The 25,914-nt window shown below is 44.1% G+C and carries 26 protein-coding genes; 6 read left to right on the top strand and 20 right to left on the bottom strand.

From position 1 onward, the window contains the following. Nucleotides 1-128 precede the first annotated feature (128 nt). Complete coding sequence (locus tag ACSAJE_RS00190) at nucleotides 129-1,532, bottom strand: glycoside hydrolase family 3 protein (protein ID WP_118690810.1); 1,404 nt, start codon at nucleotides 1,530-1,532, stop codon at nucleotides 129-131. Nucleotides 1,533-1,722: 190 nt separating this feature from the next. On the opposite strand from ACSAJE_RS00190, the gene ACSAJE_RS00185 reads away from it, so the two are divergent. Beyond that, nucleotides 1,723-1,944, top strand: coding sequence for a hypothetical protein (locus tag ACSAJE_RS00185; protein WP_182448275.1), 222 nt, complete (start codon nucleotides 1,723-1,725; stop codon nucleotides 1,942-1,944). Between the two features lie 184 nt (nucleotides 1,945-2,128). On the opposite strand, the gene ACSAJE_RS00180 is transcribed toward ACSAJE_RS00185, so the two are convergent. From ACSAJE_RS00180 to ACSAJE_RS00165, 4 genes are all read right to left on the bottom strand, one after another. Next, nucleotides 2,129-2,323, bottom strand: coding sequence for a hypothetical protein (locus ACSAJE_RS00180; RefSeq protein WP_458009392.1), 195 nt, complete (start codon nucleotides 2,321-2,323; stop codon nucleotides 2,129-2,131). A 143-nt stretch (nucleotides 2,324-2,466) separates the two neighbouring features. Beyond that, on the bottom strand, nucleotides 2,467-3,576 hold the full coding sequence (gene aroC, locus ACSAJE_RS00175; protein WP_118690855.1) for a chorismate synthase: 1,110 nt from the start codon (nucleotides 3,574-3,576) through the stop codon (nucleotides 2,467-2,469). A 55-nt stretch (nucleotides 3,577-3,631) separates the two neighbouring features. Next, the gene (locus ACSAJE_RS00170; protein WP_458009391.1) at nucleotides 3,632-4,807 is read right to left on the bottom strand and encodes a phosphoribosylaminoimidazolecarboxamide formyltransferase; all 1,176 of its coding nucleotides are present in this window, start codon (nucleotides 4,805-4,807) and stop codon (nucleotides 3,632-3,634) included. Between the two features lie 37 nt (nucleotides 4,808-4,844). Further along, nucleotides 4,845-5,558, bottom strand: coding sequence for an IMP cyclohydrolase (locus tag ACSAJE_RS00165; RefSeq protein ID WP_458010039.1), 714 nt, complete (start codon nucleotides 5,556-5,558; stop codon nucleotides 4,845-4,847). 223 nt (nucleotides 5,559-5,781) lie between these two features. On the opposite strand from ACSAJE_RS00165, the gene ACSAJE_RS00160 reads away from it, so the two are divergent. The 3 genes from ACSAJE_RS00160 to ACSAJE_RS00150 all read left to right on the top strand — a co-directional run bounded on the left by ACSAJE_RS00160 (nucleotide 5,782) and on the right by ACSAJE_RS00150 (nucleotide 7,575). After that, on the top strand, nucleotides 5,782-6,315 hold the full coding sequence (locus ACSAJE_RS00160) for a hypothetical protein (RefSeq protein ID WP_118690807.1): 534 nt from the start codon (nucleotides 5,782-5,784) through the stop codon (nucleotides 6,313-6,315). Further along, complete coding sequence (locus ACSAJE_RS00155; RefSeq protein ID WP_022025389.1) at nucleotides 6,281-6,568, top strand: hypothetical protein; 288 nt, start codon at nucleotides 6,281-6,283, stop codon at nucleotides 6,566-6,568. The genes ACSAJE_RS00160 and ACSAJE_RS00155 overlap by 35 nt, the downstream gene beginning before the upstream one ends. Nucleotides 6,569-6,636: 68 nt before the next feature. Beyond that, nucleotides 6,637-7,575 (top strand): hypothetical protein, encoded by a 939-nt coding sequence (locus ACSAJE_RS00150; protein ID WP_458009390.1) that lies wholly within the window; start codon nucleotides 6,637-6,639, stop codon nucleotides 7,573-7,575. A gap of 5 nt (nucleotides 7,576-7,580) precedes the next feature. On the opposite strand, the gene ACSAJE_RS00145 is transcribed toward ACSAJE_RS00150, so the two are convergent. The 3 genes from ACSAJE_RS00145 to ACSAJE_RS00135 form a co-directional block, all read right to left on the bottom strand. Then, complete coding sequence (locus tag ACSAJE_RS00145) at nucleotides 7,581-8,258, bottom strand: HAD family hydrolase (RefSeq protein WP_182448274.1); 678 nt, start codon at nucleotides 8,256-8,258, stop codon at nucleotides 7,581-7,583. 13 nt (nucleotides 8,259-8,271) lie between these two features. Further along, on the bottom strand, nucleotides 8,272-9,153 hold the full coding sequence (locus tag ACSAJE_RS00140; protein WP_458009389.1) for a helix-turn-helix domain-containing protein: 882 nt from the start codon (nucleotides 9,151-9,153) through the stop codon (nucleotides 8,272-8,274). A gap of 64 nt (nucleotides 9,154-9,217) precedes the next feature. After that, entirely contained in the window at nucleotides 9,218-9,427 is a 210-nt protein-coding gene (locus ACSAJE_RS00135) for a small, acid-soluble spore protein, alpha/beta type (RefSeq protein WP_022025394.1), read from the bottom strand. 220 nt (nucleotides 9,428-9,647) lie between these two features. Here ACSAJE_RS00135 and ACSAJE_RS00130 point away from each other — a divergent pair, with 220 nt between their 5' ends. Continuing rightward, the gene (locus tag ACSAJE_RS00130; RefSeq protein ID WP_118690803.1) at nucleotides 9,648-10,208 is read left to right on the top strand and encodes a hypothetical protein; all 561 of its coding nucleotides are present in this window, start codon (nucleotides 9,648-9,650) and stop codon (nucleotides 10,206-10,208) included. 130 nt (nucleotides 10,209-10,338) lie between these two features. Here ACSAJE_RS00130 and scfB read toward each other — a convergent pair whose 3' ends face one another. Then, nucleotides 10,339-11,700 carry a thioether cross-link-forming SCIFF peptide maturase gene (scfB, locus tag ACSAJE_RS00125; protein ID WP_458009388.1) on the bottom strand — a complete coding sequence of 454 codons (1,362 nt, stop codon included), beginning with the start codon at nucleotides 11,698-11,700 and terminating at the stop codon, nucleotides 10,339-10,341. A gap of 98 nt (nucleotides 11,701-11,798) precedes the next feature. After that, entirely contained in the window at nucleotides 11,799-11,948 is a 150-nt protein-coding gene (scfA, locus tag ACSAJE_RS00120) for a six-cysteine ranthipeptide SCIFF (RefSeq protein WP_022025397.1), read from the bottom strand. 253 nt (nucleotides 11,949-12,201) lie between these two features. On the opposite strand from scfA, the gene ACSAJE_RS00115 reads away from it, so the two are divergent. Next, nucleotides 12,202-12,408, top strand: coding sequence for an alpha/beta-type small acid-soluble spore protein (locus ACSAJE_RS00115; RefSeq protein ID WP_022025398.1), 207 nt, complete (start codon nucleotides 12,202-12,204; stop codon nucleotides 12,406-12,408). A gap of 118 nt (nucleotides 12,409-12,526) precedes the next feature. Here the strand turns inward: ACSAJE_RS00115 and ACSAJE_RS00110 are convergent, their stop codons facing one another. The 10 genes from ACSAJE_RS00110 to ACSAJE_RS00065 form a co-directional block, all read right to left on the bottom strand. Further along, complete coding sequence (locus tag ACSAJE_RS00110) at nucleotides 12,527-13,027, bottom strand: phosphatase PAP2 family protein (RefSeq protein WP_458009387.1); 501 nt, start codon at nucleotides 13,025-13,027, stop codon at nucleotides 12,527-12,529. After that, a complete protein-coding gene (gene aspS, locus ACSAJE_RS00105; RefSeq protein WP_118690801.1) occupies nucleotides 13,024-14,820 on the bottom strand; it encodes an aspartate--tRNA ligase in 1,797 nt (598 codons plus the stop codon). Before aspS ends, ACSAJE_RS00110 begins: the two co-directional genes overlap by 4 nt. A gap of 81 nt (nucleotides 14,821-14,901) precedes the next feature. Next, on the bottom strand, nucleotides 14,902-16,431 hold the full coding sequence (gene hemZ, locus ACSAJE_RS00100) for a coproporphyrinogen dehydrogenase HemZ (protein WP_458009386.1): 1,530 nt from the start codon (nucleotides 16,429-16,431) through the stop codon (nucleotides 14,902-14,904). 22 nt (nucleotides 16,432-16,453) lie between these two features. After that, on the bottom strand, nucleotides 16,454-17,092 hold the full coding sequence (locus ACSAJE_RS00095) for an MBL fold metallo-hydrolase (RefSeq protein ID WP_458009385.1): 639 nt from the start codon (nucleotides 17,090-17,092) through the stop codon (nucleotides 16,454-16,456). A gap of 12 nt (nucleotides 17,093-17,104) precedes the next feature. After that, nucleotides 17,105-19,408: a RelA/SpoT family protein gene (locus ACSAJE_RS00090; RefSeq protein ID WP_458010038.1), complete on the bottom strand. Its 2,304-nt coding sequence runs from the start codon at nucleotides 19,406-19,408 to the stop codon at nucleotides 17,105-17,107. Nucleotides 19,409-19,576: 168 nt separating this feature from the next. Then, on the bottom strand, nucleotides 19,577-19,747 hold the full coding sequence (locus ACSAJE_RS00085) for a hypothetical protein (protein ID WP_022024190.1): 171 nt from the start codon (nucleotides 19,745-19,747) through the stop codon (nucleotides 19,577-19,579). Nucleotides 19,748-19,814: 67 nt separating this feature from the next. Further along, nucleotides 19,815-20,864 (bottom strand): GNAT family N-acetyltransferase, encoded by a 1,050-nt coding sequence (locus ACSAJE_RS00080; RefSeq protein ID WP_458009384.1) that lies wholly within the window; start codon nucleotides 20,862-20,864, stop codon nucleotides 19,815-19,817. A gap of 72 nt (nucleotides 20,865-20,936) precedes the next feature. Then, complete coding sequence (locus ACSAJE_RS00075) at nucleotides 20,937-22,691, bottom strand: CDP-glycerol glycerophosphotransferase family protein (protein WP_458009383.1); 1,755 nt, start codon at nucleotides 22,689-22,691, stop codon at nucleotides 20,937-20,939. 75 nt (nucleotides 22,692-22,766) lie between these two features. Continuing rightward, nucleotides 22,767-24,740 (bottom strand): fibronectin type III domain-containing protein, encoded by a 1,974-nt coding sequence (locus tag ACSAJE_RS00070; RefSeq protein WP_458009382.1) that lies wholly within the window; start codon nucleotides 24,738-24,740, stop codon nucleotides 22,767-22,769. A gap of 20 nt (nucleotides 24,741-24,760) precedes the next feature. Continuing rightward, nucleotides 24,761-25,885, bottom strand: coding sequence for a CDP-glycerol glycerophosphotransferase family protein (locus ACSAJE_RS00065; protein ID WP_458009381.1), 1,125 nt, complete (start codon nucleotides 25,883-25,885; stop codon nucleotides 24,761-24,763). Nucleotides 25,886-25,914: the final 29 nt, after the last annotated feature.

Here is a 25,914-nt window from a genome sequence, read left to right as displayed (position 1 = left end):
GCATGCGAGGCATTCTTTCTGTCTGTCACACATCATTTTGTTCTCCTTCATGCTGTCTATCCTCTTTTGGATGGAATACTTTCACCAATAACATTATAACTGTTTCTGAAAATCTAGCAAGGGGACAACTACTTTTTCGACTTATTTTTTGTCGATTTTTTTATTGTTTTTGCGGATTCCCTATTCTTTTTTCCTTTTTTTGCCTTTGGCGATACAGTAACTGCCGGTGTAACACTCGGTGTTGCGGTCGGCTGTTCCCAGACCGTCAGATCCTCTTGCGTCAAAATACCGTGCTTAAATTTTGTTGTCAAAATACGGATCACCGACTCATCTAAGCGGCTCTGCGTAATTTTTTTGCTGTTTACCGCATTCAATATTGCCTGATAGGCCTGTGTCAGATCGCTCGGCATCAAAATAATATCTGCTCCAGCCATAAAAGATTGGAGTGCAGCTTCACCCGGTGTATAATTATCCGTGATCGAAGCCATATCAAAAGCATCTGTGATCACGATCCCCGAAAAGCCAAGCTCTTCACGTAAGATCGTCTTCATGATCAATTCCGACATACTAGCCGGCTCTTTCGTCTCCGTAACACGACTGACCGATATATGGGACACCATAACAAACTCTGCCCCCGCATCAATTCCTGCCTTAAACGGCACGAAGTCCAGATCACGCAGTTTGGAAATGCTGCTGTCTATGTCAACACTTCCCTGATGCGTATCTCCATCGGAAGATCCCTGTCCCGGAAAATGTTTTAACGTTGCACATACCCCGCGCTCCTGACTGCCTTGTACGAAAGCGGCTACCATATCAGATACTTTACCGGGATCAGATCCGAAGGAACGTTCTCCGATTTCCGTATTCAGATCACTCGTTTTAACATCTGCAACCGGCGCAAAATTCACATTGAATCCAAGTGCCCGTATCTCTCTGGCAATCGTCCTTCCCATATTATAAACGTATTCCCCGTCTTTCGTCTTGCCAATGCTTTCTGCCGTCGGGAATTTTGTCGTTTTCATTTTCTTGTTAGAAGCAATACGCGCAACACTGCCTCCTTCCTCATCTACAGTGACAAACAACGGTGTCTGGCTGTTGACTTGTAATCTCTGGATGAGTTTTGATGTCTTCTTCCGAGTAGAAATATTTCTCGAAAATAACACAACACCACCTACCGGGATCTGACTTAAAGTTGTCTTCATCCCTTTTGTGCATTTACGAAATTCATAGTATCCTCCCTGTGAGCCATCCAGTTCCTCTAACTTAACTACGAAAAGCTGTGCCACCTTTTGTTCGGTCGTCATCTTCGCAAGATAACGTCTGGCAAACTCTCCTGCTTGTTCTTCCGATAAATTAACAACGGGCTGTTCGGATGCCACCGGCGTTTCTGACACCGACGGCTTATAGGTTTTGTACGGCTTTTGCTTTGGTCCAAACACACTACATCCTGTCGTTGTGAACAATAATCCTGTCACAATACACAGTGCAAGAAACCGCTTGCAATATTTTGTTACGTTTCGATCTGACATCATAAACACCCATGCCTTTCTATGTATCTGCACGTCTCACGCACAGCTACAAAATCTTTTTTATATTTTTGGAAACTGTCCAAGCACCTCCGCATAGGATAACACTGTAAATATATTTTACTGTCGGAACACTTCCGACAGATTGGAGGACTTATGAGTGATTTAGCAGCTACAAACTGTGGATGCGCTTCAAATGACAACGGATGCAGTTGGATCATTATCCTTTTGCTCCTGTGCTGCTGCTGTGGTAACGGCAACGGATTTGGTGGTTTCGGCGGCGGTTGTGGAGACAGCGGCTGCAGCTCCATCATCTGGATCATACTTATTCTTTGCTGCTGCGGATGCGGTTTCTAAAGCACTGCATCACAAAACCCTTCCACTCTCCGATAACCATTACAAAGTCTATGCTTTGTAATGCAGGTGAGGGCTGAACATTTAAGTCTGACAATTGCAGCTTAGGGCTGTCTCTCAGACTTTACCAACCAGCTTGAAAGAAGGCTGACATTCATCCAATGTCAGCCTTTTTTGCGGTGACGTACAAAGTGCGCAAAGCACACTCTGTTCCCATTATAGAAAACTGTCCTGTTTCATTATATAACTCAGACCCGTTTACCTGCTCTGACCCTTTCCTGACGACAACCAAGACATTCTCTGTCAATCTCATAAATTGTATCGTCTTCAATGATCAGATCCCGGTCGCCTCTGCAAAAAGCATCTGCCTGTTCCGACAGCGGCATTCCGCTTCCTTTCAGTAGGTTCTCATGCCGCTTAGTTCCGTAATGATAGTATCGCATAAATATCCTCCAAAGTACGTCTGCAGCTTCATCGCACATACAAACATACAAAATATCGTATTTTTAGGATTGTTAAGGTATCCCTAACATATTCTATGCAAATTACGGAACAAAGACACAATCTGCCACGATCTTGTCGTATCCTATTCCGGGTCAATCCCAAAATAATGCTGCATCCGGTCAAGACGAGAAGTCAGCGACATCATCAGCAAGTCTAACAAGGTGATCGCCGTCATAGATTCTACCACTACTACGGCACGAGGTACAATGATCGGATCATGCCGGCCTTTGATATGAATCTCCCTCTCTGCGCCGTCACGACCGATCGTCTCCTGCGCAGACGCAATGGATGGTGTCGGCTTTACTGCCGCACGGAGAATAATGTCACAGCCATCACTAATACCACCTAAAATTCCGCCGGCATGATTTGTCTTAGTACAAACAGCGCCGTTGTGCACAACAAAACTGTCGTTAAACTGTGAGCCGCGGCTTTGTGCTGCCAAAAATCCATCACCGATCTCTACTCCTTTGACAGCCCCGATCGACATAACTGCCTGCGCAAGTTTTGCATCCAGCTTGTCAAATACCGGTTCACCAACGCCAACCGGCATTCCATGAACCACACACTCGATCACACCGCCTGCAGAATCCTGCTCATGCATACATGCCATAAGAGCATCTTCTGCCTGTGCAGACGCTTCCAGATCCGGCATATACAATGGACTCTTGCTGATATTGCTGCGGTCTGCACGCTTTGGATCGATCACAATACCGGCAATCTCCTTACTGTACGCATAAACCTCAACTCCCAGTGCCCGAAGCACTTCCAATGCCACAGCACCTCCGGCAACACGTCCGATCGTCTCCCGACCGGAGGAACGGCCACCACCGCGATAATCTCGAAATCCATATTTTTGATCAAACGTATAGTCTGCGTGCCCAGGGCGATAGTAGGATGCAATCTCCGAATAATCAGAAGACCGCTGTGTTTTATTGTATACCACCATGGATATCGGCGTTCCCGTTGTTTTCCCCTCAAAGACACCTGACTGAATCTCTACCAGATCATCTTCTTTACGAGGTGTAGAATACTTTGTCTGTCCCGGCTTGCGTCGGTTCAGGTACTGCTGCACTGTCTGCTCATCCAATGGAAGCCCTGCAGGGCAGCCATCTACAACCACACCAATACCGCGTCCATGTGATTCTCCCCAAGTCGTCACGCGAAATAAATTTCCAAATGTTGATCCTGCCATATTTCTTTCCATTTCGATGCGTACAACCGCATTCGACCTTTCTTACGAACTCGCATTAATGATGGAACAGACGGATACCTGTAAAGCTCATTGCGATGCCATGCTTATTACATGCTTCGATCACATCATTGTCACGAATGGATCCACCCGGCTGTGCAATATATTTTACACCACTGCGGAATGCTCTCTCTACATTGTCACTAAATGGGAAAAACGCATCTGAACCACAAACAACATCTGTTGCCTGAGAGATCCATGCCTGTTTTTCCTCTTTGGTAAATACCGGCGGTTTCTCCGTAAATACACGTTCCCACTCGCCATCTGACAATACATCCATATAATCCTCACCGATGTAAAGATCGATCGCATTGTCGCGGTCCGCACGTTTCATTCCCTCTTTGAACGGAAGCGAAAGCACCTGTGGAGACTGACGCAAAAGCCAGTTATCTGCCTTGTTGCCTGCCAAACGGGTACAATGAATACGTGACTGCTGTCCGGCACCAATACCGATCGCCTGTCCATTCTTCACAAAACATACGGAGTTAGACTGTGTGTATTTCAACGTGATCATTGCGATCGCCATATCGATCTTGGCCTGCTGTGGAATGTCTTTATTCTCTGTTACAACATCATCAAAGAAATGCTCATCAATATTCAACTCATTTCTTCCCTGCTCGAAAGTCACACCAAACACTTCTTTATGCTCGATCGGTGCCGGCTCATATTCCGGATCGATCTGAATGATCGCATAATTTCCTTTTTTCTTCCCCTTAAGATATTCCAATGCTTCCGGCTCGTAACCCGGTGCAATAATACCATCTGAGAACTCTCTCTTTATCATTTTAGCGGTACACACATCACACACATCAGATAACGCAATAAAATCGCCGTAAGAAGACATTCTGTCTGCGCCACGCGCTCTTGCATAAGCTGCCGCTAATGGTGTCAATTCGCCAAGATCGTCCACCCAGTAAATCTTTGCTTCCACTTCACTAAGCGGAAGACCAACAGCCGCACCTGCAGGTGAAACATGCTTAAACGAGGTGGCTGCCGGAAGTCCCGTGGCTTTCTTTAATTCGCGCACAAGCTGCCAGCCGTTGAACGCATCCAAAAAATTAATATACCCCGGCTTACCGTTTAATACCGTGATCGGCAACTCGCCTTCCTGCATATAAATCTTAGATGGTTTCTGATTTGGATTACATCCATATTTTAATTCTAATTCTTTCATGAACTAATTCCTCCATTTTCAATATAAGATTATAGTTTTATTTATTTTTATTAACGATCACAGACTCTGCCTCGCCTGTAGCAATGTCGATATAACGAACAAACAACGATACTTTGTTATCCTCATTTAAGCTGTTCCAAAGCATATCCGTAAATGCTTTCATATCGTCCAGAATCGCTACTAACTTTGGCTCTCCCTCAAAGCTTGGAAGCGGATCGCCATCGCACTGATACGTATGTATAAAATGGCCTTCCCCTGCTACCGGCTGCTGATAAGCAAACGTATAACGATTGCAGGAAGCACCATTGCCATTGTTGCTTTTCAAGATAGACATAGCGTAACTGTAATTTCCCTGATCCACATGCATAATGCCGGAAATACGCGGCGTATAATTTGGTGCATCCGGCTCAAATTCTCTTGTGCGCAATGCCTGTTCGAATGTCATCTGTTTATCCATCAACTCATAAATGGTATCTGTCTGATCACCATTTGTTACAATAGTTTTATTACCGAGTACACGTACCGGTGCATATATGATCAGGCTCGGATCGCTTAATTTCGATGGATCAAATGCCTGAGTACGGATCCCATCACCATCTTCAACAAAAACGCGATTACGGCTGTTTTCGCTTCTTCCCATAATAAAATAAGCGGTCACCGCATACTTTCCATTTGCAGACTGCCCAATGACGATGCCTCGTCCCGGATACGCATTCTGCTTTAACTCCTGCTCCAATGATATCATTTGCATTGCTTCTCCTCTTTTCTGCATACACCAGCCTCTGCGTCTCCTGCGGGTATGCCTGCATCAGGAGACGGTATTAGAATACACGATATTCTCAAAAATCTCAACTATAATTTGTTCTGACTTGTCACCCGGATGCATATCGTATATAGAACACTGCACCGGATTTCTATGCAAAATACACAAAACATCCATACTGCAGTTATCGCCTAAAAAAGGAGGAAATACTATGCAAGTACCACCCGATCACAACCGACACATGGCAATGCTTAAAGCAGCACTTCCTTATGCAATGCCGGAAAGCAGGCGTGCTATTGAGATCATGCTGCAGGCAGATGCACTGATCCATACCGCCAGAGGGCAAAGCGATGAACGGTATAGTCTGGAGGCTGCCGGACTCTCATTAGAGGACCAGCCGTCTGCACCGGATTTCACACCAAATCCTGAGACAATGCTGCAATGTATTCGTGAGTACTGTACTCCAAAAGAAGCTGATTTTGTCCAGACTGTCTTAAATGTTTTACAAGCTAACCGCCTGTTTCGAAGCTATCGGGAATTTCAAAAATCACATCCCGCAGCTGATCTTACAGCCACCGGCAGCAATTCACCCAACAGTCAATTGATGGAATTTTTGTTATCTCAGCTTGCGCCGGAGCAAAAATCCACCTTTGAACAATTTCAACAAATCATGTATAATGGACGGTGCCAGTCACCAGAAAGGAACGCCTATGACACAACAACTTCACCCATGGCAGAACAATGAAAAATTCCGTTCTCTGGATCCTAAAAAGCAGGAAATGATCTTACAGTTGACTGGTCATCTGCAGGGACACACGATCACAGAAGCACTTCCGGCACTGATGGAATGGAAAACGCAGATAGATCGTGAAAACATCCGTTTCACCGCAGAGGAGAATGAGTTACTTACGGAGCTGTTCACAGAGAATTTATCTGCTTCCGGTCAAAAGCAATATGAATTTATCAAACCCTTTCTCCAATCCGGTCTGAGCCGTTAATGTCCCCGTTTACGAATCACAAATATAGTACAATGCAAACGCATTCCTACTGGAAATGAGGATAATCTATGGTACAAGATACACCCGTCACAGATCGTGATTTTGCTGCGCTGTTTCGCGAAGAAGCAGATTCTATTTTGACGGAGCAGCAAATAAACGACGAAATAGAACGCGAACAAACGCGCAGTGCACAGGCAGCAAGAGCAGGGATTGCGCCAAACCGATTCCGAGGGTTCAATCTGCAGCGTTACTGCAAAGACATCGTACGCAGTCACCAGCCGCTCTCCTGTCTGTATCTCCTTTTAAGCGATCTGACAGGAGCTGTCAGTGTACTGCTTCCTATCTGTTGTCTTTTGTGGGTGGTACGCAGACTGATCGCCTTTCCTCTGGCAGTGGCTTACTGTGTCTGCGCTATTGTCTGTGTCTGCTTTTACGGCATTCCGTCTATTTGCCGCCGCAGACTTCGCACATTGCTTAGCGGTTCCGTTTCAGATACGACCACACTGCGTCAAAAAGCAGGACGTCTGCAGCTCATCTCCACCGTAACCGCTGCAATACTCTCCTTCCTCCTGTTCTTTGTATATCAATCGTATTTCCAACAGATCACAAAATTTGCATCATTACAAAATATCTTTCTGTGGTTTGTAAGTATGATGTTTTTATCCGGTGTACACAATGTATTGTACGAAAGCCACTGCATCTCATTTTTTGCGGTCGGCTGGTATACCGTTGCCCATCAAAAAAGCCGAACTGCATCTGCAATTCGACATTATACGGAAAGCAGGGGCAATACACCGCTTCGCCCCCATTTAGTAACGATCCGCATTTATCTGCTGATCGCACTGTTTATTATATGTATTTTGGATTTTCTGTGCATCCGACAATGTCTGATGCATTTTGACTATGCAGTTCTCACGCTCGGCACGGTTTCGACATTGTGCACTTTGATCGGTGTGATCTCTCTGATAAGCTGCATAGTATTATTTCGACACTGTTCCAAAAAATGATCCGGTCATTCCGTTATTTCTCCGGCTGTGACAATAACATCGATCAGCGGCAGCACCTGTTCTCCCGGATATTTTAGATCCGGCACACAGATCGTCGCGATCCCGGCTCTTGACGCACTGCGAATACCATTTTCAGAATCTTCCAGAACCACCGCCTCCTCTGGCGTTACCCCGGTCTTTTCACAGCCCAAAAGAAAAATATCCGGCTCCGGCTTGGATCTTTCCACCATATCTCCACCGATCACTTCCTTAAAATAAGAATCTATCCCCGCATATTCTAAGTATTTTCGTACATATTTTGCGTGCGTGGAAGAAACGACCGCACAGTTCTTATGATGCTCACACAGCCACCCGAGCAATTGCCGGATTCCAGGCTTTACCCTCAGTCCCACTGTCTCAGCAACGATACTGACCCTTCTGCGGCTCTCTGTGCTAAGTTCTGCAAAAGGATACTCTTCCCCATACGCACCACACATCAGGCTTTTCAGGGTTTCTCCCGTCAACCCAAGACTTTGTATATAAAACTCTTTTGTCAAAGTATATCCATGTTCTTTCATGACGATTGCAAGCTGCTCCATGAATAATTGTTCTGTGTCAAATATCAGTCCATCCATGTCGAACAAGAACGCTTTCTTCTCTTCAAAATGCTTTGCTGCCTCTAAAATCGTTTTATAATAAACCATCCTCATTCCTCCATCAATACATACTATTCGCACGATACTCTTTTGGAGTACACCCGATCGTATTCAAAAATACTTTGTTAAAATAACTGATATTATTAAAACCTGACAAATTGGCAATCTCCCCAACTTTTTTATCCGTGTCTTGCAGCATCCTGCAGCTTTGTAAAATACGATATCGCATTAAATACTGCATTGGCGAAAGCTTCATCACCTGCTTAAAAACACGACAGAATTGACCTTCGCTCATAGGCAAAAGTGCCGCCAGCTCTGCTAACGTGATCTCATAAGCGTAATTCTGATGCATATACTCTACGACCGGTGCAAGACGCTCCGAAGAGTGTTTCCCGGATTTTTCCCGCATTGTATATGCTGCATGATGTGTCATCTGATCCCATACTGCATAGATCCGACTGCGAACCAAGAGTTCATAATCGGTTAGATCATGCTCCGGACACACTCCGATATCCTGCAGCAAGCTGATCACTTCCTGCTGCCAATGTTCTCCATCTCCTGCCAGATAAACTGCAAACTCCGTCTCACCATTCAGTACCGGTCGGATATATTTTTGAGCAAAACGACTATGAATATCCTCTGCTAATATCTGATAGGAAAAATCCACCGCAAAAAAAGCACATGCATGACCATCTATTGTTTTGGCAGAATGCAGTTGATTCGAATTGATAAAGATACCATCTCCCTTGCGGAGCATATATTCTCTCTCATCGACCCTAAACAGCATACTGCCCTTTGTCACGACAAAAAACTCAAACTCCTGATGCCAATGTAAATAAAAAATAGCGTCTGTTCCCTCCGGATATTCCATCTTGTGTAATCCCAGCGGCAGTTCTACCGTACCATGACGCTGCTTCTCTTCATATTCTTTTTTATGTCCCATTATCTGTCACCTCAAAAATAATTGTGTCCATGTAGAAAATAGTATACTCCTGTCGGAATGTCAACTACTTTTTCTTTCTCTGAGCTGCAGCCAACATTCCTCCGATCCTGCCACTCTCCCGTGCCGTCAAAGCCTCCCAGCCCTGTTCTATGATTTTATCAAACAATCCAAGTTCTGCAGCGATCTCCCACTTATGCTGTTCCTGCTGCGGCAGCTTAGCAATGTCCTCCGGCGTTAAAATTTCCACCGGATTCTTTTTGGGTCCTACTAACATCCCAGACCACGCTCCTTTCTCTGTGCAAACTCTTCTTTTCACTTTATAGAAAACTGCTCACAATGTGGTGTTATGCAAAGCACTGGCTTTGCTTTTTATTCAGAATCCCCACTTTTATTTTTTTTAATCCGTAGTTGAAACAAACGCTCAGACCATGTATAATGAGCATATAATTATGATTATGCAAAATGTGTGATAGATTTAACGGGAGGTACTGATTATGAATACCATACAAAGCCAAAGTTATTCCTTACTCAGTCAAGAGGAAATTGATGTATTGGTTGATTTTTTGAATGCTAAGAAAGGCTCTGTTAACAGTGATGTCATGAGCCAGAAGAGCATCGACAAATTAATATATCTTATTACAAGCGATAAGCAACAGATCATTAAGGATTTATGCAATCCACTAAATGATGTGAATTCTTCTTTATTGGAGACAGTGCATTTCCGAGAGAATATCGAAGAAATCTGTACTTTAAGCTGCACGACGGATCCTCAGACCGGATTTTTGAAATTGACAGCCACAAATACTAAAAATGGCAAGACATTAGCCATCACACCAAAGCTATTTGACGAAAATGATTCGGAAGAATGGGGCGTATGCATCTCTCCATTGATGTTTAATCATTTAGCAAGAGTACTGTCTCTGGTTTATACTACAGAGACACACGAGCAGATCTGTTCTATTTTTGCCAAAGGAAATTACAATGATGAGAATTATCCGATTCCTGCATTTTATATGCCAACGAATGTAAATTTATTAGAAATGCTGATAGATTAGGTATTATTACCTAACTATTTACAAAGAAAGAAATCCCGGTAAACTTCAATTCAGTTACCGGGATTTTTTCCACATAATGATAACTTTCCATATCAAAAGTTATTGTTCAGACCACATTCTGCGCTCTCACCTATTTCAGCATATCGCGAACCTGACTTAGGATCGCACACTCTAAACGCTTGCGCATGATCTTACAGGATAATTCATAAGCATCATGAATATCCCCATTATAAATATAATTGTTCGCATTGCATCCACCGCTGCAATAGAATTTTGCCCAGCAGTCTCGGCAAGTCGGTTTGGAATATACATGTGCACCGGCAAATTCTTTTTTAATGCCGGTGTTAAACGTTCCCTGCTCCAAATTACCCATACAATACTCTTCATGACCTACAAACTGATGACATGGATAAATATCGCCATCCGGCGTGATCGCAACATACTCGTTGCCACTACCACAGCCACGCAGTCTCTTGATCACACATGGTCCCTGATCCAGATCGATCATGAAATGAAAGAAATTGATACTTCCGCCGTTATCCTTGATCTCCGCAATCTGATCCACCAATTTGTCATACTCCGCATAGATCTGATCTAAATCTTTCTCTGTGATTGCGTATTCTACACTTTCATCTTCCATAACCGGTTCCACAGAAACCTGATCAAATCCTGCATTGTACAAATGCATTACGTCTTCTGAAAAGTCCAAATTGTATTTCGTATACGTTCCACGCACATAATATTCCTTATCACCGCGCTTCTCAACTAACTTCTTATAGTTATCTACAATGCGGTCATAACACCCGCTGCCATCCACTTTTACACGCATACGGTCATTGACTTCTTTACGGCCGTCGATAGACAATACGACATTAGACATTTCTTCATTGATATAATCAATCTTGTCATCGGTCAACAACATGCCATTCGTTGTGATCGTAAAACGGAAATTTTTATGATATTCTTCTTCTTTGCTGCGAGCATACTTCACGATCTCTTTGACTACCTCAAAATTCATCAAAGGCTCTCCACCAAAGAAATCAACCTCCAAATTCTCACGTCCGATCGAGTGCTCTAACAAAAAGTCAATTGCCGCAATGCCTACTTCTAACGGCATCAACTTACGTCCTGTACCGAAATCTCCCGTAGAAGCAAAGCAATACTTACAGCGCAGATTACAGTCGTGTGCAATATGCAGGCACATTGCCTTGATCGGAGACTCTACTGCTGTATTTGCAAAATCTCCGTAAATATCCTCACTAAACAACAGCTTGTCGTGATACAGAGCAACAATATCTGCATAAGACTCTTTAATCTCTTCCTCGGAATAATCTGTCTTCAACGCATCAATATATTTTGTCGGACATTCTTCCTCAAAAGGCGGCTGTGCATGGTCTAACAGATCATATGTCACATCATCGATCAAATGTACTCCACCACTGTTGACATCGAGCAAAATATTCAAGCCTTTCGCTTTAAATTTGTGTATCATATATTTATCCTCATTTCTATACTTCTTTTCGTTTGTGTCAACAAAATGGCTGTTACAGTATTTGTAACAGCCATTTATCATTCTTGATCTGAAGAAAATTATTTATTTTCCTCATTTGCACACTTCTGATTTCCTACTGTACAAGAAGTCTTGCATGCAGACTGGCAAGATGCCTGACATTTGCCGCATCCACCCTTTTTCGCAGTAGCACTCAGATTTGCACGATTCAATGTCTTGATATGCTTCATAATAAGTATCCTCCATTAACATATTCTAAAGTCCATCTCTCAAAATGAACCCATATAAGTTTATTGTACCATAATTCTCAAAAAAAACAATCTTTTTCCTATATCTGCCAACATATTTTTTTTGCATTATCGCATACTAGTACCATGATAAGCGTGAAAAAACACTTATCAAATCCCGGCAGCTATCAATTTGGGCAGGATTTATCTGTTCGAAATCAAAGATGTCGGACAAATATAAAGGAGGGTAAAAACCATGACAAACAATAACAGTTCCAGAATGGAAGTGCCACAGGCTAAGGAAGCAATGGACAAATTCAAAATGGAGGTAGCTAACGAATTAGGCGTACCTTTGAAGAACGGTTACAACGGTGACCTTACTTCTAAGCAGAACGGTTCCGTTGGTGGCGAGATGGTTCGCCAGATGATCAAGCGCCAGGAGCAGGAAATGGCAGGCAAATAATGCCGGCAGTTTCCGGAGATAGACTGCATTAGCAGTGATCTGTCTCCTACAAAGCAAAGAGTGATATCTGTCATCTGTAAAGATAACAAATATCACTCTCTTTTGCTGTTTCCGCTTATCAATACAAAAAGAACCGGCAGGCTGCTCCCAAAATTATGCCGATACACATTCCGGCGATCACATCTTTTGGAAAATGTACGCCACCGGCCACACGAGTCACCGCAAGGACGATACCCAAAGCCCAGACGATCACTGCTGCCCACATACACTGCCAAGCAATTGTCGTACCGATCACAAAAATAGAAAATACATGTCTGCTCGGAAAGGAATTTCCGCACTTATCCTTCGAGATCAATGGTTGAAACTGATATACCTCATAAGGTCTGCGTGCATTTAATTTGGCACGAAAAACGCTTACAAGTATAAAAGATACTGCCGGCACTGCTATCGTAACACAAGCGTCACGATAGCTTTCCTGCCACACCAGCCAAAATAAAACGCTAAAATACAGCACGGCTGTCACATATGTGATAGCCGTACTTATTCCATTTATGATTTTCACTCCATAACGTGTTTTTTGAATACACGCAAAGATTCGTTCATAAGCTTCTTTTCTCACTCTTCTTCCTCATTTTTCACAACGTCTAAGCATAACTCCTGCAACTGTTTATCATCTACAGCATTTGGCGCATCGGTCATAAGACAAGAAGCATCTTTTACCTTTGGAAAGGCGATGACATCACGGATGCTGTCCTGCTTCGCCATAAGCATGATCAAACGATCCAGACCATATGCAAGACCTGCATGTGGCGGAACACCATACTTGAATGCATTGATGAGGAAGCCAAACTGTTCGTTCGCTTTTTCTTTGGTAAAGCCTAGTGCCTCAAACATCGTTTCCTGTACATCGTCCTGATGAATACGGATGGAACCACCACCAAGCTCGGTACCGTTCAGCACGATATCGTATGCTCTGGCGCGTACTTTCTCCGGATTTGTCTTTAACAATGGAATATCTTCTTCCATTGGCATCGTGAACGGATGATGCATTGCTACATAACGACCCTGCTCTTCCGAATATTCAAACTCTGGGAACTCAGTAACCCAAAGGAATTTATATACATTTTTATCCAACAGATCAAGATTGCGTGCGATCTCTAAACGCAGATTACCAAGAACATCCCAAACGATCTTGTTCTTGTCTGCTGCAAATAACAACAGATCACCGGCTTCTCCATCCATTGCCTTAACCAGTGCATCTAACTCTTCCTCTGTCATAAACTTTGCAAACGAAGATTTATATGTGCCATCTTCATTAATGCACAGATACGCCAGTCCCTTTGCGCCAAAATCTTTGGCAAACTTCACTAATGCATCGATCTTCTTACGAGGCATTGCCCCCTGACCTTTTGCATTGATACCGCGAACGGAACCGCCATTTTCCAATGCGCCGGTAAATACGCCGAAACCGCATCCCTTCACGACATCAGAAACATCATGTAACTCCATGCCAAAACGAAGATCCGGCTTGTCTGAACCAAAACGATCCATCGCTTCCTGCCAAGTCATTCTCTGAATTGGGAGTTCTACATCAACATCCAGCACTTCTTTGAAAATCTTCTGAAGAAGTCTCTCATTGACGTCCATCACATCGTCCTCATCCACAAAAGATAACTCCATATCGACCTGTGTAAATTCCGGCTGACGGTCTGCACGCAGATCCTCATCTCGGAAACAGCGGGCGATCTGGAAATAACGATCATAACCGGAGCACATCAAAAGCTGCTTAAACAACTGTGGAGACTGTGGCAGTGCATAGAAATTACCCGGATGCACACGACTTGGCACAAGATAATCTCTGGCACCCTCCGGTGTACTCTTGGTAAGCATCGGTGTCTCGATCTCTAAAAATCCTTCGTCTGCCAAAAATTGACGGATCAATGTTGCCACACGACTGCGCATGATCAAATTGCGCTGCAGATCCGGTCTGCGCAGATCCAAATAACGATATTTTAATCGAATGTCTTCTTTGGTCTTGCTGTCTGCCTCAATCGGGAATGGCGGTGTCTCAGACTCTGATAACACACGAATTGCTTTAGCACGAACCTCGATCTTACCGGTTGCCAATTTATCATTCACGGCACCGGAACGTGCTGTCACTTCACCGGTCACAGCCACAACAAACTCGCTGCGCAGCTTCTCTGCTTTTGCAAATCCCTCACTGCCGATCTCGCTCTCCTCGAAGATCAACTGCAAAATACCGGAACGATCTCTCAGATCGACAAATATAATGCCACCTTTATTTCTCTGTTTTTGTACCCATCCCATCACGGTAACGGTATCTCCAATATTCTGTTCACTCAGCTCTGCACAACGGCATGTGCGTTTTAAGCCCTTCATCGACTCAGCCATAGTTCCTCCAATCTCTGCTGCAGGAATCCCTTTCCTGCACGGTAATTCTAATTTTCGTTTCCTATCTTACAACAAATCCCTCTATCTTTCAAGCGCATGCCTTTTGCGCTCGATCATTTCATCCACACGGAAAATATAATCCGTAACACTCTTCACATTTTCAATCCGGCTTACCTGTCCCCGGTCACTATGATATTTCTTCGTTGATGCACCTGCTCCTAACGCAACGATCGACTGCATCTCCTCCATGATCAAAATGTTATACAAACATTCGCTCCCTGGTTTTGCATATCCAATATTTTCCTGGCCACCACTTCCGGCATGACCGGCAGAATTCTTTTGGCGGTACATATAATACGGCAGATATCCCTGTTCTCCGGCAAACTGCTCCCCGCGAGCCAACATCTGCTCCATCCGTCTGCCGCGTATCTGCTCCGTCTCCCCCAATGCGCCCTGTTCTTCCAAGACACTCCGCAGTCTCGAAGCTCGCTTGATCACTAAGGAATGGATCGTCAAACTATCCGGTGCCAACTGCTTCACCTGACGCAATGTATCCTCAAAATCGGACAGCTCTTCTCCCGGCAGACCAATGATCAGGTCCATATTAATATTGGTAAATCCAAGCTTTCTTGCCAGCTCAAATGCCTGTATCGTCTGATCGACCGTATGCCTTCTTCCGATCAGATCCAACGTCTTTTGCTGCATTGTCTGCGGATTGACCGAGATCCGGTCTACACCACACTCACGCAGAGCCAACAATTTGTCCTCTGTAATGCTATCCGGTCTTCCCGCTTCCACTGTAAACTCTACAGACGTGTCCATCGGAAAATACTCCTGCATCGTCTTTATCACAGTACGAAGCTGCTCCGGTGATAATGTTGTGGGCGTCCCACCACCCATATATACACTTGTCAGCCGCTTTCCCTGCATCAACTTTGCCGTTCCCTTGATCTCCCGCTGCAGTGCTGCCACATAATCGTCCCGCAAATGACCAAAACGATCGCACGGATACGACGGAAAGGAACAATACAAACAGGTGGTCGGGCAAAACGGAATACCAACATACAAACTATATCCGTCCTGATATTCATTTTGCTGCAGCAGAGCTGCCTCTCTTGCAGCAATCTCAGTTCCAAGCGCAGCCTTTTGCTCACTGCAACAATAAACGTTCTGCAATATTTCCATGACTTCCGTTCGCTCACGTCCCTCTAGCAACATATTCATCGGAATCTTTGTCGGACGTACCCCTGTCATCGTGCCCCAAACCGGAAGTCGTCGTTCAAAGCCCTCCGGCAGCCATTCTTCCGGGAAATCACGGAGCACTGTAAATACTAATTTTTTAACGATATTTTTGTAATACGTCCGATATGGGTGCGCAAGTTTCCCCTCTTTCTTGTGCCAGTCGTCATCTCCGGTTACTGCTGCACTTGACGATTTACGTCCGGCTTTTGTCTCCACACAAACAGAAATCTCCGTATCACCATAATCAATGGCAATATGGAGGTCTCCTGATTCCCCATTTATTTGTGTGCGTTTTCCCGGGAAAAATCCGGTTGCCAACGCCTGTAGTTCATAGTCAAACTCTTTTTCAGACAATGTAAATCCTATCATCTCAATCCTCCATGTCCGAAAATCATTCTACTGCAAATGGATTAAACATCTTTTCATTTTTGATCGATGTCATAAGTCCATGCCCCGGATACACCTGCACGGCATCCGGAAGAACAAATAATTTTTCACGGATCGACCGCACGATCTCTGACATACTTCCTCCCGGAAAATCAGTCCTGCCGACCGATTCCTGGAAAAGTGTATCTCCGGAAAAAAGCATTCCCGCCTTCGGAAAATAAAAACACATACCGCCCACCGTATGTCCCGGAGTCAAAATACAGCGTACTTCCTGATCTAATAAAGTGATCGTCTCCCCATCTTTCAACCAGTGATCTGCTTCTATGGACAACATGGCACCGCCCATATTGATGGAAAGATTGATGGACGCATCATGCATTGTCTCCTTTTCTGCTTCTGCCGCATACACCGGAATATGATATGCCGCACGCACGCTATCCACTGCCATAACATGGTCAAAATGTCCGTGTGTCAGCAAGATGGCAACCGGATGTAATTCCTGATCTTCTATAAACTTTTTAATACGTTTTGCTTCATCTCCCGGATCCACGATCACACAGTCTTTTGTATCCTCACGATACAAAAAATAACAGTTTGTCTGTACCGGTCCCACCACTTGAAATTTACAAATCAATCGACTCATAATTACTCCTTTTTATGAATGTGTTCTTTGTATATCCTTAACACTCTCTACCTGACGCAGTTTTGCGGTTAGCACATGCAGCGCTTCTACACTACGGATCGCAAATCCGATCGTGATCGTTGCAATGCCCTGTTTACTCGTACGGGAATTGACATTATTGATCGTAATACCGCTTTCCGTAAATACTTTGGTCAGGTCTAACAATACACCAATTCGGTCATATGCATAAATAACCAGTTCGGTATCATACAGCTCATTTTCCTCTTTATCCGGAGTCACCTGCCATTCTGCCTCGATAATTCGCTGACGATCCGCCTCATTCATGTTCATTACATTCACACAATCTGTACGATGAATGGATACGCCACGACCTCTTGTGACAAAACCAATGATCTCGTCTCCCGGCACCGGACTGCAGCAACGTGAAAAACGTACAGAAACATCATCCAGCCCTGCAACTACAATACCACTCTTGGACTTGATCGCTGCCATTGCTCCCGTCTGACCATTAGATGATGCATTATTTTTTCCTACTGCTTCTAATATATCTTTATCCGTTGCAAACTGCGGATTTTTCTTACGATAAGCGTCCTGCAGCTTATTGATCACCTGTCCCTCTTTCAGACCACCATGACCAAGTGCAGCCAAGACAGAATCCCAATCACGGAAACCATACTTTTTCATACAAGCCTGCGTATATTCCGGTTTGACCAGATCCGTAAGTACAATTCCTTGCGCTTTACAATAATTCGTTAACAATTCCTTGCCACGCAGTATATTTTCTTCCTTAAACTGCGTTCGAAACCACTGATTGATCTTATTTTTGGCCTGTGTGCTTTTGACAATAGACAGCCAGTCGCGGCTTGGACCTCTGGAATTTTGTGACGTGATGATCTCCACACGGTCACCATTTTGAATATGATAATCAATTGTCACCAGATTGCCATTCACTCTGGCACCTACCATGCGGTTACCAACCGCACTGTGTACTGCGTACGCAAAATCGATCGGTGTCGAACCTGCAGGCAGATTCTTGACATCACCATCTTTCGTAAAGCAATATACATAGTCAGAGAACAGATCCAGATCGCTTTTAAGCAGACTTAAAAACTCCTTATTATCCGACATATCACGCTGCCATTCCAAAATACGGCGCAGCCAGGAAAGCTTTTCTTCCTCACTCTTGGAAGTATCCTGTCCATATTGATTTTCTTTGTATTTCCAATGTGCTGCGATACCATATTCTGCGGTACGATGCATCTCGTACGTACGGATCTGTATCTCAAACGGTTGTCCTTCCGAACCGATCAATGTCGTATGAAGCGACTGATAATTGTTCGGCTTTGGCATTGCGATATAATCTTTGAATCGACCAGGTATCGGTTTATAAATCTCATGAATAACACCTAACGCCGTATAACAATCTCTCTCTGTGTCTACAATGATACGCACAGCGAACAGATCATAGATCTGATCCAATTTTTTATTCTGGGTAACCATTTTCTTATAAATACTAAAATAATGCTTTGCGCGTCCATCGATCGTCGCTTTGATCCCGGCCGCTGCAATGTGACTGCGCACCTCTGCCACGATCTTGGCGATAAACTCGTGCCGCTTCACTTTGCCCTGCTCCAGGCTTGCTTCGAGCTGTTTGTACATTTCAGGCTCTAAATATTTAAACGACAGATCATCCAACTCGACCTTAACTTTGGAAATACCGAGTCTATCCGCAATCGGTGCGTAAATATCTAATGTCTCTGTTGATTTCTCTTTTTGCTTGATCGGCGTCTGGTACTGCATTGTGCGCATATTGTGCAGGCGATCGGCTAACTTGATCAAGATCACACGAATATCTTTTGCCATCGCAAGAAACATCTTACGCAGATTCTCTGCCTGCATTTCAACTTTATCGGCCACATAGTCAATCTGTGTCAATTTCGTCACACCATCGACCAACAGAGCAACCTCATCTCCAAACTCTGCTGCGATCTCCGGTCCGGTCATAACGGTATCCTCAACAACATCATGAAGCATCCCGGCAACGATCGTCTCCTTATCAAGTTCCAATTCCGCAAGTATCAAACAGACACAGATCGGATGGATGATATATGGTTCCCCCGATTTACGAAGCTGCCCCTCATGCGCCTTTGATGCGATCTGATACGCTTTCTCGATCATCGAAATATCATCTGACGGATGATATTTACGGATCATTGTAATTAACTTTTTATATAACTCCTCCGGTGCTGTAAAATCCTCCGGAATCGTACTTGTTGCCAACTCCCCCGTATCAATCTTAAACCCCAATTGTCCCATTTTGTTGTCTTCCATATGCAGCCTCCTAACCACTCATGTGTCCAACAACCCGTATATATGGGCCGCCAGCCGTGGGAGTATGTAACTTTTGTATTGTCATCATCGAAACACTTTGTATTGTAGTATACGATTTTTTTCATTCAAAATCAAGTAACGAAAAGCCCATCTTTACTCGCATTCAATACCCATTAGCTTTTGCATCAGCATATCAAACTGTTCATCTGTCAGCTCTTCCTCTTCGTAAGCATCTGTAATCAGTTCTTCCAGCTCATCCCATTCGTATTTACCGGTTCCCTCCTGCAGTTTATTCAATTCTTTGTCCCATTTTTTATAGGTCATATTCTGATCCTCCATGATGTTATTTGTATATAGCAGACACTGTACTTCTTGTATCCCATTGTACGGCTCATACTAATTCCGGAGTATATATCATCACTCCCTGTAACCATAATTTTACCAAAATTTGTATATTCATACAATCACCATCCGCAGGAGAAATTCTCTTTGCAAACCATTCCTCTTGCAGCGGTCGTATCATTGTCGTGCAATACATTCTTTCTGCATCAAAAGAGTACGCCGGCAGATTACAAACAAGACGTATATCCTGCTTGTTCAAACGTTTCCGTACATATTCTGCCAACTGCCTGCACACCAACTTCTGATACTGCTTTGCTGCCAATACATGAGTGATCTCTGCCTCACTTTGATCTTCCTCACACAGATAGGCGGCAATTGCGATCGGTTTTTCCTGATCACACACTGCAACCAGCTCTCCGTCGTAGCATTTCATCTGCTGATCTGTTTCTGCAAAATATGCCGCCGTCCATGCTGCGTGCATATCCATCGGCAGCTCTGCCGCAAAACTCTCCAGTTGCTTCGTCTGTCCCGCCGTCCAACGATCAAACGGGCATATCTGTAATGTATGATTTCCGACATTTTGTATTGATCCCGCCTGTCCAAGTTCCGGCACAATAACATCCCATCGTGCCTGTGACAGGGATGGGTCTGCTTCTTCTACTTCTTCTGCTTCTATCACGAACTTATCACACCATCCCGCTGACACAAAGTCATACGGACGGTAGATCGCCTCTGCCGCCGGCATCAGATACGTAAACGGCTCCCCGTCCTCTTTGCAGATACGAAGTGCCTCCGTAACCAACTGCCCCATATATCCTTTTCCCTGTTCTGCTTTCTTCGTGCAAACACCCACAATGTAATGCAGATCGAGCCGCTCGCCCTGCACAATGCAAGTGTACGGATTAAGATGCAACATCGATACAATTTCTTCTCCACGCAGCAAAAGCAGCACCCGGTTGTGTTTCCAGGTGCTGCTCATGTAATGATCTACATAACTTTCTTTATCTTCAAACATCTCGATCCACAGTGCCTTAACCGCTGCTGCAAATGGTTTCTTTTCTGCCTCTGTCTGAAGATCTTTCATCTTGATCTGATCCACGGATCCCACATTCCTTTCCGTTCCCGCAGACTGATAACAATTTCATCCTGCCGCAGGCACATCATTGCTTCGCTAGTTAATATATGTCGGATGATCCGTACCATCTAACATGTCATAGATCAGATCTGTCGTCCGGCGTGTGGAACTGCCATCCAACAGACCTAAGAAAAATTGACGAAAAGAATCATCCAAAGAAGTTTTCGCCGGACTGATAAGTACTTCCTTCATCCTGCTTATCAGCGTCTGCAGATCTTCTACAATCTCACCCGGTACAAACTCTGCAAAATCAAAATAAAGATCTCTCTCTCTCAAATACTCCTCAAGATCAAACGCATAAAAGATCATTGGAATATCTATCAATGCTGCCTCAAAAATAGACGAGCTATAGTCTGTCACCAACAGATCGGTGATAAATAACAGATCATTAATATTTTCTTTGCCGGTCAGATCAAAGAGACGATCGGCAAAATCGCATTCCCGGTACATCGAAAGATCGGAATGTACGAAAGGATGCTGCTTTACAAGCAACACGGTATCCGGCGGTAATGCATTCATCACAAGATCGATTGGAAATCGTTCCATCGGATAAAACGCCGTTTTATTACCACTTCCACGAAAAGTCGGTGCAAAGAGCACGATTTTTTTGTCTTTCCACTGCGGATAACGCTCATAAAGAGCCGCAACCGTTTCTTTGCGATACTCCTCATCAAAAAATACATCGGTACGTGGTATGCCTGTCTGACGAATATTATTAATGTTCATACCAAAGGCTTCACTGTAAAACGGTGCCATTGCAGATCCACTGACGATCGCCCGTGTATATGTTCTATGATTTCTCGTATTCTGCGCCAGATCCGTAAGCCCAAGCTCTGACAACCCAAATAGCTTAAATGCGCCACAGGCATGCCACAATTGCAGCACCTCAGTCTCCTGTCTGACGTTGAGTGCCCCCAGCTGCGGCACAAAATCTTCTAAAACGATCACCTTTGCCCCCGCTGCGAGATATGCACTTTTTTTCAGTTCCCCCAAAGTCAGTTTATCTACTGTCTTCGTTGTCAAAAACTCTTTTAACTCTGTCTTTCCCTCTTCTTGCAAAAGACTCCGAACCCGGTCCAGATTACCGCCTGCATCCACCTGTCTTTCCGACAGAAATAACACCCCCTCCGGCGTGGTGATCTGTTTTACGGCACGAGCATACTGTCTGGCAAAATATCTGGTTTTGTGATCGCGAACACTATAATCATATCCCGTCCACGCCTTTACCATATCATTTGCATGATAAAAAATTGCTTTTTTACCGGATGCTTTCTGTGCTCTCGGGCTAAGCTTACCAATTCCTTTCGAGGCAAGCCAACCGGAACACAACCATACCGGCAGCAGCACTGTGCACAGACCAAACAACGCGCGCTTAACTATTCTGATCAAAACACGTGGTTGCTGATATAGGTCAAAAAACTGCTCTCCCCGAAGATTCCTTGAAACTTCTATTTCCTGCCACTGCATATTCTGATCCACATAACAAAGTGAAACCGACACATTCCGGTCAGACTGCAATCCTTTTTTATCCGCAAACACGTACGCCAACTCCACTTTGGAGGTGCCTATAAACTTGCAATCTCCCTCCTTAGTCATTGTGCATTCTACAAACATTGGATAATACCGTTGCTTTTTCTTTTGTCCGTCGATGTCCTGTACAAAACTAAGCAGCATATGCATCCTCGCCGCAGTCGTTTTGTATCCTTTTAACTTTCCGGATACCGTCAGTTCATAGACAACCGATCGGTCTGTTTTGGTCACATCAGCAACAGCCTGCAGATTTTTTATCACGCTATCTCTCCATTCCTTTCTCAGCCTGTCAGCCCATCAATATTTTTTCACGCGCTGTTACAGGTGTCCTCCATATTACTTCTTCGTTCTTTTCTTCGTACTTTTCTTTGCCTTTTCCTTTTTTGTCACAGCAGCCACCTTAAAAGCACAGATCCGGTCAACCCGCTTCGTAGCTGAAGTAAACTGTACCGATTCAAAATTTACATATAAATACTTACCACTTACCGCAATCTCCTCATTCATCGACGGCATATTGATCACTTTATTGCGTTTGCCAAGTGTGATCTTGCCGGCTCTGGCTTTTTTCAGATTCGGTTTGTACACATCCAGCTGATGCAGATATCCTCGTTTTGTCGAATTGGTCTGACAAGATCTCGACAGGATCAATCGCCCATTCGAAGTAAACGTTAATCCCTGTACACGATTTGGAAGCTTAATACGCCCACAAACGGTAAGCACCGGCTTGCCGTTTTTGTCTGCGATTCGATAGGAGCCCAAATAGCCTGAATTAATTTCGCTATACGAAGCCACCCACAAAAATCCCTTATAATACGTTACAGCAGCCGCCTGCTGCCCTAACGAATTCTTGGTCCCGTACGCCTTGATCTCCAAATATTTCTTTTTGGCGATAGCCGCTTTTTTGATCTGAGCAAACGGTATGCTGCGCAGATATGTCGACTGGCATATCCAAAGATTACGCCCGTCATAAGCAAGTCCACCCGCATGTGTCTTATTTGGCAATACAACGGTCGTCAACAGTTTTTTACTGGATCTGCTCATAACATATACCACGGAATTATCGATTCTCTTGCTGTCATAAGCACTGACGAGTAAATACGAGCCGGCAAACGTCATCCCCTGTGGAACCATTGTTTTACTTCCAAATTCCAAAACATTAGTATTGGTCATTCCCGGCAAAACGATGCTCTTTGCATAGTTTAACTGTTTCTTTACAAAACTGCACGCCTTAACTGCTGCCGATCTCAAAAAAGCCTTTTTCGATTTATACAGCTTGGCACTGGTACTCGTCTTTGCCACTGTAAGCGGTTTCGCACTTGTCTTTGTCGCCTTGCTGCTCTCATAATCTTTCTCCTTATAGGTGCGGTACGCTATCATCGTATAATAATATTTCGTGCCATTTTTGAGCCCGGTGCGAATATAGCTAACCGTAGACTGGCCTTTCAAATCAGCTATAAGAACCACCTGCGAACCCTTAAACTGATAAATGCGGTATCCTGTTGCACCATTTACCGCTGTCCACGTGAGCTTTACCCGGCCATTTCCGGCACGAAGTTTCATGGACGGCTTGCCAGGATTCGTTGTGGTCGAAATCTGCTCCGAATATTCTCCTGTGTTTTCCTCATCAGCAAAATACGTTCGAATGCGGTAACGGTATGTGACACCCGATTTCAAACCGGCATCTTTATATTCTAATGTCGTTGTGCTTCCAACTTTTTTTTCTACGCCATTTGCTTCTGTGCGATAGATCAAATATCCGGTCGCACTTTCCACCTTCTTCCAGCCAAGCGTGATTGATGTGGAAGCATTGCTTTTGATTGAAAATGTCGTAAGTGCTTCCGGTCTGGTAAACGTGTGAACCGGTTCTGCAAAGTGACTCTGTTCACCGCTTGACTGACGATAGGCACACACTGTGATATAAAATTCATCACCGGCTTTTCGGTCTTTCCATGTATATTTCTGCTCTTTCGTCTCATCTAAAAAAACATAAGCAGACTTCTCAAAATCATAATAATACACAAGATACGATGTCATTCCAGGCATTTCATCCCACGCTACCGTAATCGAGTCCGTGGTCGTTTCTGTTACTTCCAACCCGGTCAGCACATCTTTCTCTTCCAAAAATACAGCACCCTCCACCGGTGCGATCAAATCTACTCTATCCGGTGTATAGATTTCCTCGCCGGTCTCCTCTGCCTTTGCCATTGGGGCAGCCGTAAACCCTCCCAAAAGACTGCAGACAAGTGCAGCAACGATCATAACCGCTATTCTGGCTTTCCATTTTCTGATGCTGTCAAACAACTGTAACATAATGCTTCATCCTCCATGCTCTACTCTTTCTGTAATATTGCAAATACTCTCTCAAGAGATCCGCCTTCTATATAATCATACTGTAATTTGGCAAAATCTTGGCGTTTTTGAGCATTATCCACATTTTTTTGCAAAAGCTGCAAAAGTTCTTCTGTCGAATATGCAATATCACCCGGAACCGTCGAACGATAGTCACGATAAAAACCGCGGTCATATTTGTCAAGGTCATAGGCAAATAATATAATCGGCTTATCTAAAAGCACATATTCCACAACGGTTGAAGAATAATCTGTGACCAAACAATCTGCGACCATATAAAGATCTGTTATATCACTATAGTCTGTCATATTCAGGCAATGTTCATGCAAGGTAATATTTTCTGACGGAAATTTCGGATGAAGTTTAACAAGAACATACCAATCATCTCCAAGTGTCTGACAGATTTTTGCAATGTCAAATTTTTCCAATAATTGTGCATTTTCCTCTGCCGTTGCCCGAAACGTCGGCGCATACAATAATACCTTTTTATCACGAAGGACCGGATACTGACGATATACATTCTCTGCTCGTCTTTTCTTGTCCTCTTCATCAAAATACGCATCCAAAACCGGAATGCCCGTTGCATAAATGCGATCTGTCGGAATGGCAAAAGCCTCACTATAATACGGTATGATCTGCGTCGAAGTGACAAACAGATGTGTCACATGCTTATTAGCCTCAGCAACCTGTTTACGAACATTCGGATCTTCTTCTGTAGAAAGACCAAATCGCTTAAACGCACCGGCACCATGCCACAACTGAATAATCTGCTGCCCCTCCGTATGCATATAGGCAAGCGGAAGCAGATTGTCATTGAGAAAGATCTGCCCGGCATCTGCCATATTCCACGGTACTTTTACAAAAAAGCACAGTATCCCCTTAATCCTAGAACATATCCCTCCGTTCGGATGAAAGAGATCCTGCTTGCTAAATGCCACAATCTGACAATCCCGATCACGTTTTGTAATCTCCTCGGACACCAACTCCAAATTACCATTCAGCCCATGGTTATGTCCATTAAAAAGCACAACTTTATTATGCACCTTCGCAAATTTTCGATGCAAATTATATATTCCCGCAAATACATAGTAACCTAACTGTTTCATACGATTTTTTTATTCCTTTCCAAACTCGC

This window comes from Jutongia sp. SJQ-6 (genome assembly GCF_054161275.1).
The sequence above is the reverse complement of the archived record's forward strand: the minus strand, read 5'-3'. Positions and strand labels throughout refer to the sequence as shown.